This window comes from [Micrococcus luteus] ATCC 49442 (assembly GCF_010367585.1).
GTDB classification, from domain to species: Bacteria; Actinomycetota; Actinomycetes; order Actinomycetales; family Micrococcaceae; genus Arthrobacter; species Arthrobacter luteus_A.
Genome location: NZ_JAAAXP010000002.1, coordinates 27,917 through 43,191, shown reverse-complemented (window position 1 = coordinate 43,191; position 15,275 = coordinate 27,917). Strand labels below are relative to the sequence as shown.

The 15,275-nt window shown below is 61.4% G+C and carries 11 protein-coding genes and 1 pseudogene; 3 read left to right on the top strand and 9 right to left on the bottom strand.

Annotated elements, in window-relative coordinates; all coding sequences use genetic code 11:
- Positions 1-10: 10 nt before the first annotated feature.
- Both GUV69_RS21930 and GUV69_RS21925 read left to right on the top strand, forming a co-directional pair.
- On the top strand, positions 11-1,441 hold the full coding sequence (locus GUV69_RS21930) for a DHA2 family efflux MFS transporter permease subunit (RefSeq protein ID WP_164206936.1): 1,431 nt from the start codon (positions 11-13) through the stop codon (positions 1,439-1,441).
- A gap of 90 nt (positions 1,442-1,531) precedes the next feature.
- A complete protein-coding gene (locus tag GUV69_RS21925; RefSeq protein ID WP_164206934.1) occupies positions 1,532-2,518 on the top strand; it encodes an NADPH:quinone oxidoreductase family protein in 987 nt (328 codons plus the stop codon).
- 117 nt (positions 2,519-2,635) lie between these two features.
- Here the strand turns inward: GUV69_RS21925 and GUV69_RS21920 are convergent.
- The 5 genes and pseudogenes from GUV69_RS21920 to GUV69_RS21900 all read right to left on the bottom strand — a co-directional run.
- Positions 2,636-2,969 (bottom strand): annotated as a pseudogene (locus tag GUV69_RS21920) (enolase); the annotation flags it as partial.
- Between the two features lie 130 nt (positions 2,970-3,099).
- Entirely contained in the window at positions 3,100-3,942 is an 843-nt protein-coding gene (gene catA / locus GUV69_RS21915) for a catechol 1,2-dioxygenase (RefSeq protein WP_164206932.1), read from the bottom strand.
- A 35-nt stretch (positions 3,943-3,977) separates the two neighbouring features.
- Positions 3,978-4,952: an amidohydrolase family protein gene (locus GUV69_RS21910; protein ID WP_164206930.1), complete on the bottom strand. Its 975-nt coding sequence runs from the start codon at positions 4,950-4,952 to the stop codon at positions 3,978-3,980.
- A 67-nt stretch (positions 4,953-5,019) separates the two neighbouring features.
- On the bottom strand, positions 5,020-6,306 hold the full coding sequence (locus tag GUV69_RS21905) for an FAD-dependent oxidoreductase (protein ID WP_164206928.1): 1,287 nt from the start codon (positions 6,304-6,306) through the stop codon (positions 5,020-5,022).
- Between the two features lie 39 nt (positions 6,307-6,345).
- Positions 6,346-7,587, bottom strand: coding sequence for an MFS transporter (locus GUV69_RS21900; RefSeq protein ID WP_244292947.1), 1,242 nt, complete (start codon positions 7,585-7,587; stop codon positions 6,346-6,348).
- Between the two features lie 223 nt (positions 7,588-7,810).
- Here GUV69_RS21900 and GUV69_RS21895 point away from each other — a divergent pair, with 223 nt between their 5' ends.
- A complete protein-coding gene (locus tag GUV69_RS21895; protein WP_164206926.1) occupies positions 7,811-8,722 on the top strand; it encodes a LysR family transcriptional regulator in 912 nt (303 codons plus the stop codon).
- Between the two features lie 395 nt (positions 8,723-9,117).
- Here GUV69_RS21895 and GUV69_RS21890 read toward each other — a convergent pair whose 3' ends face one another.
- From GUV69_RS21890 to GUV69_RS21875, 4 genes are all read right to left on the bottom strand, one after another.
- Complete coding sequence (locus GUV69_RS21890; protein WP_244292945.1) at positions 9,118-9,798, bottom strand: hypothetical protein; 681 nt, start codon at positions 9,796-9,798, stop codon at positions 9,118-9,120.
- A 23-nt stretch (positions 9,799-9,821) separates the two neighbouring features.
- The gene (locus GUV69_RS21885) at positions 9,822-10,793 is read right to left on the bottom strand and encodes a ParA family protein (protein ID WP_164206922.1); all 972 of its coding nucleotides are present in this window, start codon (positions 10,791-10,793) and stop codon (positions 9,822-9,824) included.
- A gap of 1,705 nt (positions 10,794-12,498) precedes the next feature.
- Positions 12,499-14,340, bottom strand: coding sequence for a helix-turn-helix domain-containing protein (locus tag GUV69_RS21880; RefSeq protein WP_164206919.1), 1,842 nt, complete (start codon positions 14,338-14,340; stop codon positions 12,499-12,501).
- Between the two features lie 201 nt (positions 14,341-14,541).
- Entirely contained in the window at positions 14,542-14,778 is a 237-nt protein-coding gene (locus GUV69_RS21875; RefSeq protein WP_164206917.1) for a hypothetical protein, read from the bottom strand.
- Between the last annotated feature and the right edge of the window lie 497 nt (positions 14,779-15,275).

Below are 15,275 nucleotides of genomic sequence, written 5' to 3'. Positions count from 1 at the left end.
CCGGGACATCATGACCACCACCGCACCCGTCGCTACCGCGGCGCCCGAGAAGCTGACCGCCAGCCAGTTGACGACGATCGTCGTACTGGCCGCTTCCACGTTCTTCGCCCTCGTGTCCGAGCTCGTTATGGGCGTCGCCCTCCCGACGATCATGACCGATTTCGGCGTCACCGCGAGCACAGCGCAATGGCTGACCACCGGGTATGCCCTGACGTTGGCCGTCATCATCCCCACGACCGGCTACCTCCTGCGGCGATTCCGGATTCGCTCTGTCTTCGTCGTGAGCATGTCGCTGTTCAGCATAGGAACGGCCATCGCTGCTGCAGCGCCCACCTTCGAGGTGCTGCTCACCGCCCGCGTCGTGCAGGCGCTCGGCACTGCGGTGCTTCTGCCGCTGCTGATGACCACCACGTTCGGGATGGTCGCGCCCGCCAAGCGCGCGCAGATGATGGCCACAATCACAGCGGTCGTCTCCCTCGCCCCCGCAGTCGCACCGGCGTTCGCCGGGTTTGTCATGGCGCAGCTGGACTGGCGCTGGCTGTTCATCACCGTGCTGCCGCTCGCCATTCTCGGACTCATCTTCGGCGCCCTGAAGATCCCCTCGTTGAACGAGCCCAAGCGCGCCCCCTTCGACCTGTTGTCACTGGTGCTCGCCGCGATCGGCTTCGGTGCGGTCGTGTTCGGGCTCAGCGCGGCCGGCGAGGGAGCGCACGGGGAGATCCCGGCATCCTTCTGGATCGCTGTTCCGCTCGGAATTCTTGGCGTAGGTGCGTTTGTGGTGCGCCAGAGGCGGCTGCAGAACGACGGCACCCCGATGATGGATATGCGCATATTCACGCGCCGAGGCTTCAGCGTCTCGATCCTGCAGTTCGTCTTCCTCGTATCGAACTCATTCGGCCTCGCCGTGCTGCTCCCGCTCGTCCTGCAGAACGCGCTCGGCCTCGGCGTGTTCGAGACCGGCCTGTTCATGGCTCCCGGTGGCATCGTCATCATCCTCACCTCGCTTCTGGTCGGCAAGCTTTACAACCGTCTGGGTGCTCGAGCCCTCATGCTCAGCGGTGCCGTAATCGTCGTGGCCGGGTGGGCCGCGATGCGGACGTTCGATCAGACGACGCCCGTCTGGGTGGTCCTCGCGACCTTCTTGATCCTCACCATCGGGCAATGCCTGAGCTGGGTGGCACTGTTCACCCTCGCGCTCGATTCGCTGCCCGATGACCTCCACGCACACGGCAGCGCCGCGCTGAACACCATGCATCAGCTCGCCGGCGCCGCCGGTCTCGCGATCCTCGTCAGCGTCTTCACCCTCAACTCGCCAGGTGACACCCCCGCTGCGGTGGCAGCAGGTGGGCAAGCGGCCTTCACAGCGGGTGCCGTCATCGCGCTCTGCAGCCTGATCGTCTCCTTCTTCGCGCCGAGGCGCCAGCGAGTCGACCATGGCTGAACCAGCCGCGGGACGACCTCCCGCTCTTCAACGACCCGAGAGCATGCTCGTGCGGTGCGAGCACCTAACAACAAGAACGGAGAACGAACGATGAGACGATGGCAGGCAGCGCGGTTCGGGGAGGTGGCGGACGTCCTCCGCCTCGAGGACGTGGAACTTCCCGAGCCGGGGCCAGGAGAGGCACGCGTGCGTGTCCTCGCCGCAAGCCTCGCGCTCCCCGACCTCATGATGGTGCACGGCGACTACCCCTTCGTGCCCGAGCCGCCCGTGTCCCCGGGACAGGAAGTGGTCGGCATCGTCGACGCCGCGGGTGCGGGGTTCCCGCACCCGGTCGGAGCACGAATCATCGGCAACAGTCGCGCCGATATCGGCATCGGCGGGTTCGCCGAGTACACACTCGTCCCCGGGTGGAGCGCGATGCCGGTCATCGACGGACTGAGCGACGAGCAAGCGGCGGGCTTCCCCGGATCCTTCCATGTCGCGCACATCGGCCTCCAGCAACGTGCCGCGCTGCAGCCCGGCGAGACGCTGCTGGTCCTCGGCGGCGCCGGGCGCACCGGGTCGGCAGCGATCCAGATCGGGAAGGCGATGGGCGCGACCGTCATCGCGACAGCGCGCTCTGAGGCGAAGGCCCGCTTCAGCCGGGAGCAGGGCGCGGACCACATCCTCGACATCGGGGGCGCCGACGCGACCGAGGAGATCCGCCGCATCACGAACGGTCGCGGAGTCGACGTCGTCTACGACACCGTCGGCGGATCAGCCGCAGCCGCCGCGACGAAGACGCTGGCGCGAGGCGCACGATTCCTCATCGTCGGCTTTGCAAGCGGCACGCCGGCCCGCATCGACGCACAAGAGCTCCTCATGCGCGATTACTCCGCAATCGGCGTCATGTCCTCGTTCCGCAACGACGACGAGAAAGCCGCCACAGTGGATAGCCTCACGGCGATGCTCGCGGCGAAGCAGATCGATCCGCCCGTCACCGCGGTGTACCCGTTCGACCAGGTACCGGAAGCCCTCACCGAACGAGCCGCGGGAGGTGCCGGTCAAACAGTGATCGCTGTCGGCGGTCACGGTTGACGCGAGGGTAGCTTGGCTGATCCCGCCCGGCTTCATCGTTCGTCCTGCATGATGACGAGGGCGCGGATGGGCCGGTCGTTCTTGGACGTTCCCTTGGTCGAATCGCTCATCGGCTGGGTCGGTGTACCCGCCGAGCAGCTTGTGCACAGGTGTTCCAAGGCTTTTACGGACCGCGTCCCATACGGCGATGTCCACCGATCCCTTGGCGACGTGGTTGTTCACGGTTCGGTGCAGAACCGCGTGAATCTGTTCCCGGTCCAGCACCTCGATCCCGAGCAACTGTGGGGCGAAAACTGGTCGATGATCGCCACTATGGATTGCTGGGTCTCCCCATAGGTGTATGGACGGGGAGGAGGACGTGGTCAGCGGTGGCAACCTCGCCACTGGCGAACTTCAAAGGGTGGGTGTAAGGGATCGCATAAGGGATCGCTTCGATCCGTTCAATTTTCACGGGCGGTCCTTCCGGCTAAGGCAATGGGTGTGAGCGGGGGCAGACCTGGCGCAGGTAAGCGGAAAACCGTTGCGGGATTCTGAGAGGGAATCCCGCAACGGTCGCCTGAGTCGCTCAGCATATGAAGTGGTTAGGCGTCGGGGTCCAGAACGAAGTTATAGGTGGTCTGAACACCCTGCCCGTTCGGAGCGGGTTGGATGTCGAGCATCAGTTCCGGCTTGGTCGCGGTGGCGATGTCGTCATCGTTGTGCGGATCCCCGGGGAAGTAGAGCTGTGTGGTGAGGAGCTCATGTCCCGGCGCCCAGACTTTCAGGTGAAGGTGGGCCGGACGCCAGGCGTGCCATCCTGCCGCGGCAATCAGTTGACCGCAGGCCCCGTCGGTTGGGATCTGGTACGGGGCCGGCTGGATGGTGTTGATCTGGAAGTTCCCCTCCTCATCGGTGCTGAAGGTACCGCGCAGGTTCCATTCCGGGATGTTGGGTGCGAACTGGGAGTAGAAACCGTCCTCGTCGGCGTGCCAGAGCTCAATCTTGGCAAAAGGAAGGGGCCGGCCATCTGTGCTACGGACCTGGCCCTGGAAGAGCATCGGGGTGCCCTTTTCGTCGGGGCGCCTATCGATGGTTGCAGGGCTTTTGTGTTCCGGGGAGTTCGGGACGTAGTAGGGCCCCTCGATGGATCCCTTGTTGCCCTTGCGGTGGCTGGTCGCGACGTCCTCGACGGAATGTTCAACCCAGACGTCCAGGAACAGCGGCCATTCGCCGTCCTCGCTGACCTGGATCAGCCATGCTTTGAGTGAGTTGTACTCCTCGTACGTGACCCTTTCTTCGAGGACGATGTCGTTCGCGGCTTTGATCAGCCGCCCGGCGAGCAGGGCCACACGCTCCTGACTGGCGGCTGTACTGGTCTGCTTGTTCTCCCGGAATCGCTGCGTTGCGTTGGCGCCGGAGGAGGCAGCGGTTGCTTGTGCGCTCATATCTGTTGTCCTAATACTTCAGGTGACTTGGTGTGTCAGAGCTTCAGGAGCTTGGCGGCGTTGGTGCGTGCGATCTTGGTCAGATCGTTTTCGTTGAGTTCGAGGTTGTCGAACCAGGTTGCTGCCTCATCCATCCGCTCGAACGGGTAGTCCGAGGAGAAGAGCAGCCGGTCTGCCCCGACTTCCTGGATGGTGTTCAGCAGGGCGGGGGTGCGGAAGTTTCCGCTGGTGGTGAGGAAGAAGTTGTTGCGCAGGTAATGCCCGAAGGTTTTCTCGATGGAGATGCCGCGGGGAGCGACGGCTACGCGGTGGTCGGTGCGCCAGATGTTGAAGGGCAGTAGCTCGCCCAGGTGACCGAGGATGATTTGGATTCCGGGGTGCCGGTCGAACAGCCCGCTGCCCATCAGCCGCAGCGCGTGCGTTCCGGTTTCGACCGAGAATGCCCAGGCGGACCCATACAGCCACGGGTGCCCGTCGTACTGCGGGCTTCGGGAAGCCAGCGGGTCGCGGGGGTGAAGGTAGAGGGGCACGTCGAGTTCCTCGACCGTTGCCCAGAACTCGGCGTACCGTGCATCGTCGAGGTAGACAACAGTGTCCTCAGTGCCGACCTGTGAATAGCCGTTAACCAAGGCTCCGACGAGGCCCAGGTCGGTGACGGCCCGGCGCAATTCCGTTACCGCGGCGTCGGGGTCCTGCATGGGCAGTGCGGCGAAGGAAGCGAAACGGTCCGGATTGTTGGAGACCTGCTTGGCGGCGTAGTCATTCAGCCGCTTCGACCAGTCCACGGCCTGCTCGGGATCGTGCAGGGACTGGATTCCGGGCGAGAGCAGGGACAGCACAGACTTTTCGATGCCGCACTGGTCCATCAGGCGAAGCCGGTCTTCGTGGATGTCCAGCAGCATGTCCCGGCGTGCGGGCCAGGCGTCAGCGGTGAAGTGCTCCGCGGACTGCTCGACGATGTTCGGGTCAGTAGCACCGAAGTGCTCTTCGAGGGCGATCTTGGCAACCATGAAAAGTGTTCCTTTGAGGTAGGTGGATCCGTGGCGGGGCCACGCAGGACTTAGGGTTGTGGCTGGCCTAGGACGCAACCGCTGCGGACGTGATTGCCGCATTTACGGGGATGGGGAGCCGGGCGTCCTGGCGCTGCAGCTCTGCCTGGACGGAGTTCGTGTCGCAGTCCCTGCCAAGGGCGGTGAAAGCGGCGGCGATGCCGGCGGCATGGCCCGTGGCGAATGCTGTGCCCATGACCCTCACCGATGATCCGGCCGCCTGGTCCCCGTCAAGGACGCGGCCGGCTGCGAAGAGGTTGGTCCGGTTTACGCTCTTCAGGCAGTCCAGGGGGATGCCGAAGTAGCCGGGGTCGGCGATGAACTTCCAGACGGAAGGAACACCCGGGCCCGGGTGGTACTCCATCGGCCACGCCCCGATGGCCACGGCGTCATGGCGGGGTTCCGGGAGAAGCACATCGTTTTCTGTCAGACGCAGCGGGGCAACGACATGGCGTGACTCCCTCGTGCCGAGCTCTGGCCCGGTGGAGACGATGTAGGCGTTTTCGCAGCCCGGTACCGTCCTGAGTGCCTGAAGGTAGGCCTGGGCCTGGAGGCGCGCGTGGGCCTCGGCCCGGCTTGTATCGACGGCACTGCGTGCGTCGTAGCCTTCGTCCACGAGGTAGGTGATGATGTCCCCGGACACGGGCAGGCGGGCGACGAGGCCCGTTTCGGCCAGGAGATTCGGTACGCCGGCGGCTTTGCTGGCGGCGACCGCTTTCTTCAGTGCGGCGCGTCCGGCGTCAACGTCGAGGGGGATCCCCCCGAAGCGGACGCCGAGGGTGCCGTTCTGCACTTTTCCGTCGCGGCCGTAGCGCACTTCGGCGCCGCTGTGGCAGGCCAGGTCAGCGTCACCGGTGGCGTCGACGAACGCTCCTGCCGTGAAGTCGTGAAGACCTTCGTGGTCAGCGACATGGACAGCCGTCACAGCTCCGGCTTTGTCTGCTTCTGCGCCCACGATCAGGCTGTGGAGGCGAACGTCCACGCCGGCTTCGGCACACAGCTCGTCGAGGACGAACTTGACGTCCTCGGGCTCGAAGACGACGGTCACGGCGTTGTACTTGCGCGGTTCGCTGACCGCGCCCATTGCCCGCAGCCTTGCGTAGGCGTCTTCCATCACACCGAACACGACCTGCCGCTGTTCTTCCTGGGTGAAGATGCCGGCGTACGTCACCACGTTGCGCAGCGTTGCGGCCCCACCAAGGCAGGGGCCTTTTTCCAGAAGGAGGGTGCGGGCACCGGCGCGGCTCGCGCCAACGGCTGCTGCCACTCCTGCCGATCCTCCGCCGGCGATGATGACGTCGTAATGCTTACTCAAAGTCTTGCCTTTCAAAGTGTTGCTAAGGGGTTCTGGTTGCTAGCGGGCTGCTTCGGAAGCCGCCGCGGGGACGTTCCGCCCATCGGAGGCCTTTGCCGGGCGAATCGCGAGCATGGGAATCACTGCGAGCAGGGGCCCTGCCGCCAGGGCGAGGAATGCGAGCTGGAAGGAGGACGTTGCGCCGAAGACCATGCCGATGACCGTGGGAACCACGGTGCTGCCCAGCTGCCAGAAAGCATTGACGCCGCCGGCGGCGGAACCTGCCAGCTTCTCGCCGGCCAGTGTGGGGATCATGGCGAGCATGACGGGGCTGTAGACGTAAGCGGCGATGCCGAGCACCGGGGCGATCCAGAGGAACTGCACGCCGTCGGTTGCCATGCTGAAGAGAACGAGGGTGGCCGAGAAGGCCAGCAGGATGCATATGGTGAGGTTCCGTCGGGTCATCTTGATCGCGTCGGATACGAAGCCGATGAGGGGCTTGGAGAAGATGGCAGTGGTACCAAAAATGACCACGACGATGCCGGCCTGAACCGGGTCGATGCCGACGCCCTTGGTCATGAGCAGGTTGGACCAGGTCACGAACCCATAGGTGCCCCAGAGGGCGCCGAAACCGGCCAGGCCGATCAGGATGAGGTTTCTGTTGCGCAGGAGCGGCTTGATCTGCGGCAGTGTTTTTTCCTGCGGTTCGTTTTGCTGCTTTCCGCCGCGCAGCAGGATCAGGCAGACGATGCCCAGGCCAATGGAGATGAAGCCGAACAGGTGGTAGGAGGCCCGCCAGCTGGCCTGCTGGACCATGGAAGGGACGACGGCGTTGGCGATAACGAGGCCAAGAGAGGTCGCTGTCATGAAGATGCCCATGGCAGTTCCGCGTTTCTCGGGCCGGAACCAGTTGGAAATCAGCCGGATGCCCCCACCGAATTCCGCACCTGCGCACAGACCGATGCAGGCCTGGAAGACGAGACCCATCGTCTGGGAAGTCGATGTACCGAAGGCCAGCATGAAGGAACCGGACAACAGAATGCTCGAACCGACGATCAGCCGTCCGCCGAGCCAGTCAGCAAGGAAGCCACCAAAGAGGTTGGAAAGGACGTAGCCGATGTAATACGTGGTGGCGAAAAGGCCCAGGCCGGCCACGGCAACGCCGAGGTCCTCACCGACGGAACCTGCGGCAGGGCCCCAAGTGGCGCGGTCTACGGACGTCATAGTGAAAGCAGCCCAGGCCAAGGTCAGGACGACCCAACGGTAGGGGGACTGGCGGATCGCGGGTTGCGAAGTCGTCATTGACTTTCTTTCTTTCAGGCAATTGACAGAAGGGGAAAGGGGCGGGCTGCAGCGGTCCCTGTTTTACGGAACTAAGACGCTTCATCCATAACTAGCGCTGAAGGTCTATGTCACACATCACAATGTAGACCCCCTTGATCACTGGTATCCAATACCCTTTTCCACGAGGGGGCATACCCTGAAGTTATGGACACGTGTTGCCACCTCCACGAAAGGGCGAGACATGGAACTCCGGCAGCTGCGCTACTTCGTAGCGGTTTTCAACCAAAAGTCGATATCCAGGGCAGCTGAACAACTACTCATTTCACAGCCGGCCCTGACCCGGCAGATCCGCCTTCTGGAACACGAATGCGGCGCCACCCTGTTCGAACGGCTACCCAAAGGCACCTTCCCCACCCCCGCGGGCGTGGCACTGCACAAACACGCCCTCACCATGCTCGCCATGGCCGGATCCGCCAGGGAAGTGGCGCGCCAGGCAGGGCCTGCGCGGCAGCCTGTCGCCCTTGGACTGGCACCCGGGCTGCCTCCGGAATGGGTGGACCGATTACTTGTAGCAGTTGCAGAAAAAGCCCCGCTAGCGGAGCTGGAACTCACCGATGGGGACACCACCGGCCAGCTGAGGATGGTCCGCGAGGGACGCCTGGACATCGGCTTGGTTCACCAGGAACCCTCACAGGACCTTGTCGGGGCGAGGGTGCGAAAAGAGTTCTTCGGGCTCGCCTGCCGCCCAGGACTCCCCGAGATTGGCGACGCGACTACCTGCAGACTGGCAGATGTCGACGATCAGCGCGTCCTGATCCACTCCCGGGAACAATTTCCCCTCGGACACGACCGGCTCCTGGCCGCATCGCATGAGCTCGGTGTTGCTCCAGCCTGGAGAATTGCAACCTTCAACGAACATGCCCGCGCCTGTGCAGATGCCACGTCATCCGTGGCCGTGATGCTGACCGAGGCCAGCGCCAGCAGACTCTTACCTGATTGGCAGTGGAAGCAGCTCATTAACCCGACCATGGCGCTGGAGACATGGATGGTCCGCCAACCTGTGTCGCGTGGCATCGTCGAAAAGGTGGCCGAGACCATTCTGGAAACCTTCCCAGTCGCACCAGAACCACTGCCACGAACAAAGCCCCTATGACCACGGGTTGCTTCTAATTCCACCTACGCGGGCGTCCCGACAGTAAAAAGCTCCATCACGTTCTAGGCCCCAGTTCAGATCGAAAGAAGACCTGCAAAAACGCCCATTATTGACACGCCACCTTCGCTCATCAGAACAGCTCTGAAACGAGGGTCCTGTCGGCCTCTCCCCCACTGCGCCTTGGGCGCGTGCCCACAAACGGTCATTTCTGACCACTCTTTAGATCGTGTTTGATCTCCCCCGGGCGAGAGGCCCGGATCCACCCAAACATGAGCAAATTCTCGTGCCTATCAATGAATCAGGAGTCCCTAGAAACCAGGGCCTGGTGTGACTTTTACATTCCGGAGTCACTCACACTAAACGTAACTGGGTACTCGTCTAGGGCCGCCAGATCGTTATTCGTTGTTCTGTTCTTTCCTGTAGGCGGTGAGAACTCCGACGAAGAACGCATTCCTGTTGTCAGCTGTCCAGGTCCGAGCGAGACTGATGATCACCTTCATGTGGTTTTTGCGGAAGCGCAGCGGCCTCGTCTCCGGTTCAACTGATCCACGAGCAGGCTTAGGCGTGGCTGGCGCCCGCCCGAAGATGTCGTTCGCTGGAATCTGGCTGTCATCCGGCGCGAAAATCTGGCCGAACCGGTTCTCGGCCGCGACCCAGCTGATCGCGTTCAGGACAATCCCCGGGTACGAGATTCCTGTGATGTCATGGTGCACTGCCAGCCACTGGTTCAAGTCCTTGGGAAGGTAGAGAGTGACGTGGCCTGAGTGTTCCTCTTCTGCTGGTTCGATCTTCGGGGCGACCGTTGCCCCGTCAGATGGCGCGGGCTGGTCAACGGACTGGACGGGTGGAGCCGCCGCCGCGGTTTCCGATTCGAGTTCTTCCACCATGCTTGGTTCCCCGGTAGGAGGGGCAGGTTTAGCAGGTACAGGATCCTGCGCAGGAGAACTCTCGGTCGATTCAGCTGCGGGTTCAGGCGTTGTTGCAGGAACCTGCTCGGCTGGAGCCACTTCGGTTGGAGTAGACGGCACCGGCTGGAGCACGCGCCTCTTCAAGCCGCTCAGGGCGCTGAGGTCCATCTTTCCTGGGCTTGAGGGCAGGCTCACTTGGCGGCCACCTCCAGGTTCTCGTCAAGCGCTTCCTCTTGGGACTGAAGCTCGTGGACGATTTGCTCAGTCAGCCGCATGTAATCCTCGGCCAAGTTTCCTGCCGACTGTGCGATACGGGGTTCATCCGAGCTCTTGCCCTTGTTACGCAACCGCTCCCAGAACGGGGATTGAGTCGCTGCCCTGGCGGCCAGCTCATGTGCTGCGAGACCCCGGAAGCTGGCGTCGGCGTCAGCTGCAACAACGTCGCGGATGCTGCCCTCGAACACAGGCGCGATGCCGTCCAGGGACTCCTGGAGCAAGGTGCGGGCCTGTTTGTCCACGTTTCTGGCGTTCGTGGGAATGCCAAAGAGGATGACACCGAGCAGCGATACTGCTGGATTGTCATTCTGGACACTGAGGATGCGACGGGCTAGAGACTCAAGACCACGAATGGATTTCGGCTCAGGCTTCACCGGAGCCAGAATCCAACGGGAGGCCAACATCGCTTCCTCAATAGCGGTCCAGCCGGCCTCTGACGGCGGGGTGTCGATCAGGACGATGTCGTAGTTCGGGGCTATCTTGGCCAAGGTCCGAGCCACTCCCCCACGCATCTTTCCTTGACGGGAGGCGTCTCCCTGGAACGTGTCCATGAGCTGCGCTGTGTGATTGCCACCGGCGAGGACATCCAGGCCGGGCCGCACATCCTTGATTGGCACCGGGACCTTGTCGTACCGGACCGCGATATCCAGCGCTTCGCCACGGTCGTATCGGTCATCATTGATGATGCCCAAATTGGTTGACGTGTCGCCTTGAGAGTCCAGGTCAACGACCAACACCTTGTAGCCGGCTTCAGCGAGAAGAGCAGCGAGATTGGTGGTCACGGTCGTCTTGCCGACTCCGCCTTTGCCATTGGAGATGCAGATGGTGCGTCGCGACGCCAGTTGAACGGCGGGCGACAACGTGTAAGAGGTAGTTGCCGTATCCATAGTGCACATCCTAAACGCGGACAATGCGAGGCAGCTGCACATTCACTGTGGTGTCGCAATACAACACAAGCAAAGCTACTTTTGCAGTAGTAGAACAGTGGTCACCAACTAGCTACCAAGTTGGTCTCTAGTAGAACACAACTAGCTTTGCAATGATCTACCAGTAGCTATACACCTGCTTAGTAGCAGCGCTGCATTACTTAGGAAGCTGACAAAGAGTAGCTACGCACGCGCTTTGCACTAGAAATGCTGCTGCAACTACTACTTATTACAAATCCACCAAAAGCCAGCAGCACACTAAACTGTGCACTTACCAAGCACTAAATGATGCAGTCGCTACACATTTATTGCAGCGTTCCAACAGCGGCCAAAGAGCAGTAGTTTATGCAGTCAACAGAGAGTCAAACAGGCAATAGAAACAAAACACCACCTGCCTCGGGGGAGTCGGGTGCACGTGCCCAGGCGTTGTGCAGCGAGGCCCCGCCACCATTCCTGTCGGCTAGACCCTCCGGCGTCAAGGACGACCCTGCCGATGCTGGCGACGCTGCAGAGACCACTGGCCGCGAGATAAAACCCTGCCGGAGCCAGGATCGACGGTGCCCTAGCGGCGCACTGTTAGCAATCCACCAAGAGACCTGCAGCACAGTAACTAAGCACTTACGAAGCACCAAACGACGCAGTAGCTACACATTTATTGCAGCGTTCCAACAGCGGCCAAAGTGCAGTAGTTTATGCAGTCAACAGAGAGTCAAACAGGCAATAGAAACAAAACACCACCTGCCTCGGGGGAGTCGGGTGCACGTGCCCAGGCGTTGTGCAGCGAGGCCCCGCCACCATTCCTGTCGGCTAGACCCTCCGGCGTCAAGGACGACCCTGCCGATGCTGGCGACGCTGCAGAGACCACTGGCCGCGAGATAAAACCCTGCCGGAGCCAGGATCGACGTAGACGAACCACCGGGCTGACAGGGATGAGCGTTGAGCCAAGTTTGGCGTATTCGACCGTGAACCTCACCGACTCTCCGGACAGGAGGACTTCGTATCCCCGGCTGCGGACACGAGCTAGCGGGGCCCAACCGTATTCACCATAGGTCCCGATAGCTGCGCGATCCGCCCATTTCTATCCAGTCCGTCCGGCGCCGAACGTCGCGTTCATAAATCGCGACGCAACCATGGTTCCGTTTTGGAGAATACTGCGGCCGCCGACGGTCCCTACGGTAAGGAGGGTTGAGTGTGGCCATTTGAAGGCGATGGAGTACAGGGCCGCCGCCACGGCTCAAGGAAGGGCGGCTGTCCTCAGCACGGCGGCGGGTGCTCAGGTGCCGCCTGATCCCTCCTATAGCCAGTCCGGTCTCTACCCAACGGCAGTACATGGCGCCCGCAGAGAAACCTCGCTTACTTAGGCATCAGACCCGGCGTTTACGGAGAAAACCTCTGTAATCCGAGCTGCGTAGCGCACCTACGGTGCTCAGCAGCTCTCCGGCCCGCTCAACAACACGAACCAAGTTGTCATGCAGTGGATAGAACAGTAGAAAGGCAGTAAAACTGCACTTGTAAAGCGTTGGCATGAAGTAGAACAGACACATACAAGAGTGCAACGATCAAACTCGCGAAGATCAGTGGAGCTTGAGTCGATACGTGATCGAACTCCGAATGGCACGCTCGATACTTAGCGGTGGAATGGCCACATGTCTCCCGCCAACGGTCTCTAGCCAGCTCTGGCGAATGCCAAATCCGCCAGTGCCCATTCATCAGGGGGACCCTCGAAGTCCTCCCACGGATAGTCCTCACCGGGGGAGAGGAGCTCGGCGACGGTGGTGACGTTCTTTGACAGCCACTCCTTCCAGAGGATTCTTTCTATCCGGTAGCGATGCAACTGCGCGGCGACAGCTTCCATGACCCCGAAGTACTCGGCAAGGTCCTTTAAGGATGTCGCAGGTACCACTGACCAGGATCTATTGTTGTCCCGCGCGATCATGTTCCAGGCGGCCATTACCTCGAGCGCTTCGCTGACAGCCGTTCTGGAGAGCCTAGTCAACCTAATGATGCCGGCTGTCGACAGACCGGGGGAGTGCTCCAATGCCTCGTAAACGAAAGCCGCGGGCAGGCCTAGTTCGCGGAATATGGGCCTCATCGCATGGATCTTCCCTTTCTGCCAGGTCAAGTCCTCAGCCGCCGCCTTAACATCCTCCGGCACGGTAAGCATGTAGAGATCCCCTTTAGTGCCGCGGCCTTCCTCGACCCGGGTCACCAAGCCGTCGCGCTCTTCCCGCAGCGCTCTCAAATGGGCTCCGACAGTCGTGTGATCGAGTCCGGTAGCGATTGCGATCGATCTGACACCGAATTCCACGAACCTGGAGCCAGTCATGTGTGCAGCCTCCCCAAGCGACCTCAGAACCATTCTGCGAGCCAGTCCGGTCCTCGAGTCCGTGTAGGTGTGCTCCTTTAGTCGTAGCGCGTTGCGCCACGTTCGGATGTTCCGGTGCTCGGCATCGGAATTCGTAGAGTTCAGGGTTGCTTGTTTCCCTTGGGCGTGTGTAGTTGGCTGGCTTGTGGGGGATTTACGGGCATTGTTCTTTCCTGCTTTGGATCCTGGGTTTTTCTTTACGTGAGCAACAGCTTCCAGCCAGTCGCGGCGCAGAGCCTGGCTACGGTGCCGGGAAGCGTAGCGAGCGTAGAAAGAGGCCAACCCTGGCCAGGTGCCCTGCATCATCCGGCGTTCCACATCTGTCAGTTCCATCCCGGCTGCTGCTGCTCCGACGAGGATCGCCTGCCGGGCATCTGAGTCGGTCGCGTAGCGGTTCGCGTCATAAAGTCCTGTTTGTGCCATTTGATGCATAGCCCGGGACATCCGGCCGGTGGGGTGCTGGACTTTGGGTGCCTCGGCGTCCGTCGGTGGGATGGTCTGTTCCAAACGCAGCGCACGCACGGCGCTGATTTCCCGGGCTAGGTCGGCATTCATAGCCTTCCAGACAGAAATTGAGTTGGGTCGGCGGGCGACGTCGTAAGCCATGCTGAGGCTCATGGCCAGTTCTTGATGGCCGCCGCGCTTGTGGGGAGAACCTGGAGTCCGCATGCAGCCGTGCAAAAGGTTCTGGTGAGGGGACTTGTCCAGGCTTCGGTGACGGTTACCCAAGGCCTCTACAAGATCTCGGGCTTCCGAAAAGGTGACTCGCTTCTCCAGCGGGATGTAGACGTGTCGTCCGCCGTTGGGGGAGTAGTCCTCAATCCAACGTGCACCGCATGAATGCAGCCAGGTCTGAACGGCGCGGACATCGGCTTCTACCCGGTCAATGCCCGCGACTGAGGAGTCAAAGTCAAGGAAGATCGCCGCGCACGTGCCGTCCTTGCCGAAGATCCGGACTGCCGCAGGGAAGGCCGGAAGTGCTGGTGTTAGGGTTCGTTCATGTTTCTGTGGATAAGTCTTTCCGGCGTCGCGGGACAGTCGTACGCGGGGCTGGCCGGCCAGCAAAGGTGCTAGCGCCGACCAAACGTTGGCGGGGTCGTCTGGTTGCCTTGACACGCCAATGGCCCGGCGTGCTGGCAGCACGGAGACGTGCTGATGTACGATGTGGGTAATCCTTTCGGGGATGAAGGTACGAAAAAGGGCCGATCCTGCCAGATCGGTTTCATAGCAACACAAAGGATGGCCTGGTTAGGCTCTCCCCGACTTACAATCTGATCCGCCGGCAAGCAATCCAGAGGGTAAGTCTCAAGCTTCGAAGGCCCGCCTAGTGCGGGCCTTCTCTTTTTATGAGGCGATGCGGATGGGCAGCTCCTGCTGGTAGTCATCCTCGTCGAGCGCGGCCAAGTCCTCTTGCAGCTTTGGCTCTACAACGGATAGAACGTATTCCGTGACGGTCAAGCCTTTGTGGGCTGCAACCTTGGCGATACCGTCAGCAGTGTGTTCTTGGGTGCGGAAACCAATGAACTTGCGCAGGCCTTTGCTGGGGCGCCCGCCGCCTCGATTTACTGCTACTGCCGTCATGTGCTGTGTCCTTTGAATTTTGTACCCGCCAAGGCGGTTACAGCTTCATCGTTGTATTGCCTGCCGGTCACACTGACTGGGTTGTCATTGCGACTGCTCTGAAGCTATCACCGGGCCATGAGGTGCCCCGGGATTTGTTTTCAGAAAACGGAAGCGTGTCGCGTTTGTGACTTCGAGCTCTTTGTATATTCCCTTTCAGATTCCTTGGCCGCGCCTGCAGAATGGCTTGGCGAGCTCGGCCTGTCCGGCCGGAAGGCTTGAGGAATGCTATTGAGAGCGCATCCTCGGGGACTCGTAAGACAATGTGCAAGCTTGGGGCCAAGAGGTCTTCGTTGCGTTCGCTTCGCCAAAGGCTTGTCTAGCTTCAAGCGGACGTTCATCAAAAGCCCTTCGATGAGTAGGAATGACAAGCGCCGCAGCGGGGACCTTGGTAAGGTAGCCGATTGCCGAGGCGCTTCTGCGCTGATTTCATAGTACACATTACTGAAATTTTTTCA

Coding starts and splice junctions, on each gene's coding strand:
- GUV69_RS21930 (WP_164206936.1), top strand. CDS start 11: ATGACCACCACCGCACCCGTCGCTACCGCGGCGCCCGAGAAGCTGACC.
- GUV69_RS21925 (WP_164206934.1), top strand. CDS start 1,532: ATGAGACGATGGCAGGCAGCGCGGTTCGGGGAGGTGGCGGACGTCCTC.
- catA (WP_164206932.1), bottom strand. CDS start 3,942: ATGAGCGCACAAGCAACCGCTGCCTCCTCCGGCGCCAACGCAACGCAG.
- GUV69_RS21910 (WP_164206930.1), bottom strand. CDS start 4,952: ATGGTTGCCAAGATCGCCCTCGAAGAGCACTTCGGTGCTACTGACCCG.
- GUV69_RS21900 (WP_244292947.1), bottom strand. CDS start 7,587: ATGACGACTTCGCAACCCGCGATCCGCCAGTCCCCCTACCGTTGGGTC.
- GUV69_RS21895 (WP_164206926.1), top strand. CDS start 7,811: ATGGAACTCCGGCAGCTGCGCTACTTCGTAGCGGTTTTCAACCAAAAG.
- GUV69_RS21890 (WP_244292945.1), bottom strand. CDS start 9,798: ATGGACCTCAGCGCCCTGAGCGGCTTGAAGAGGCGCGTGCTCCAGCCG.
- GUV69_RS21885 (WP_164206922.1), bottom strand. CDS start 10,793: ATGGATACGGCAACTACCTCTTACACGTTGTCGCCCGCCGTTCAACTG.
- GUV69_RS21875 (WP_164206917.1), bottom strand. CDS start 14,778: ATGACGGCAGTAGCAGTAAATCGAGGCGGCGGGCGCCCCAGCAAAGGC.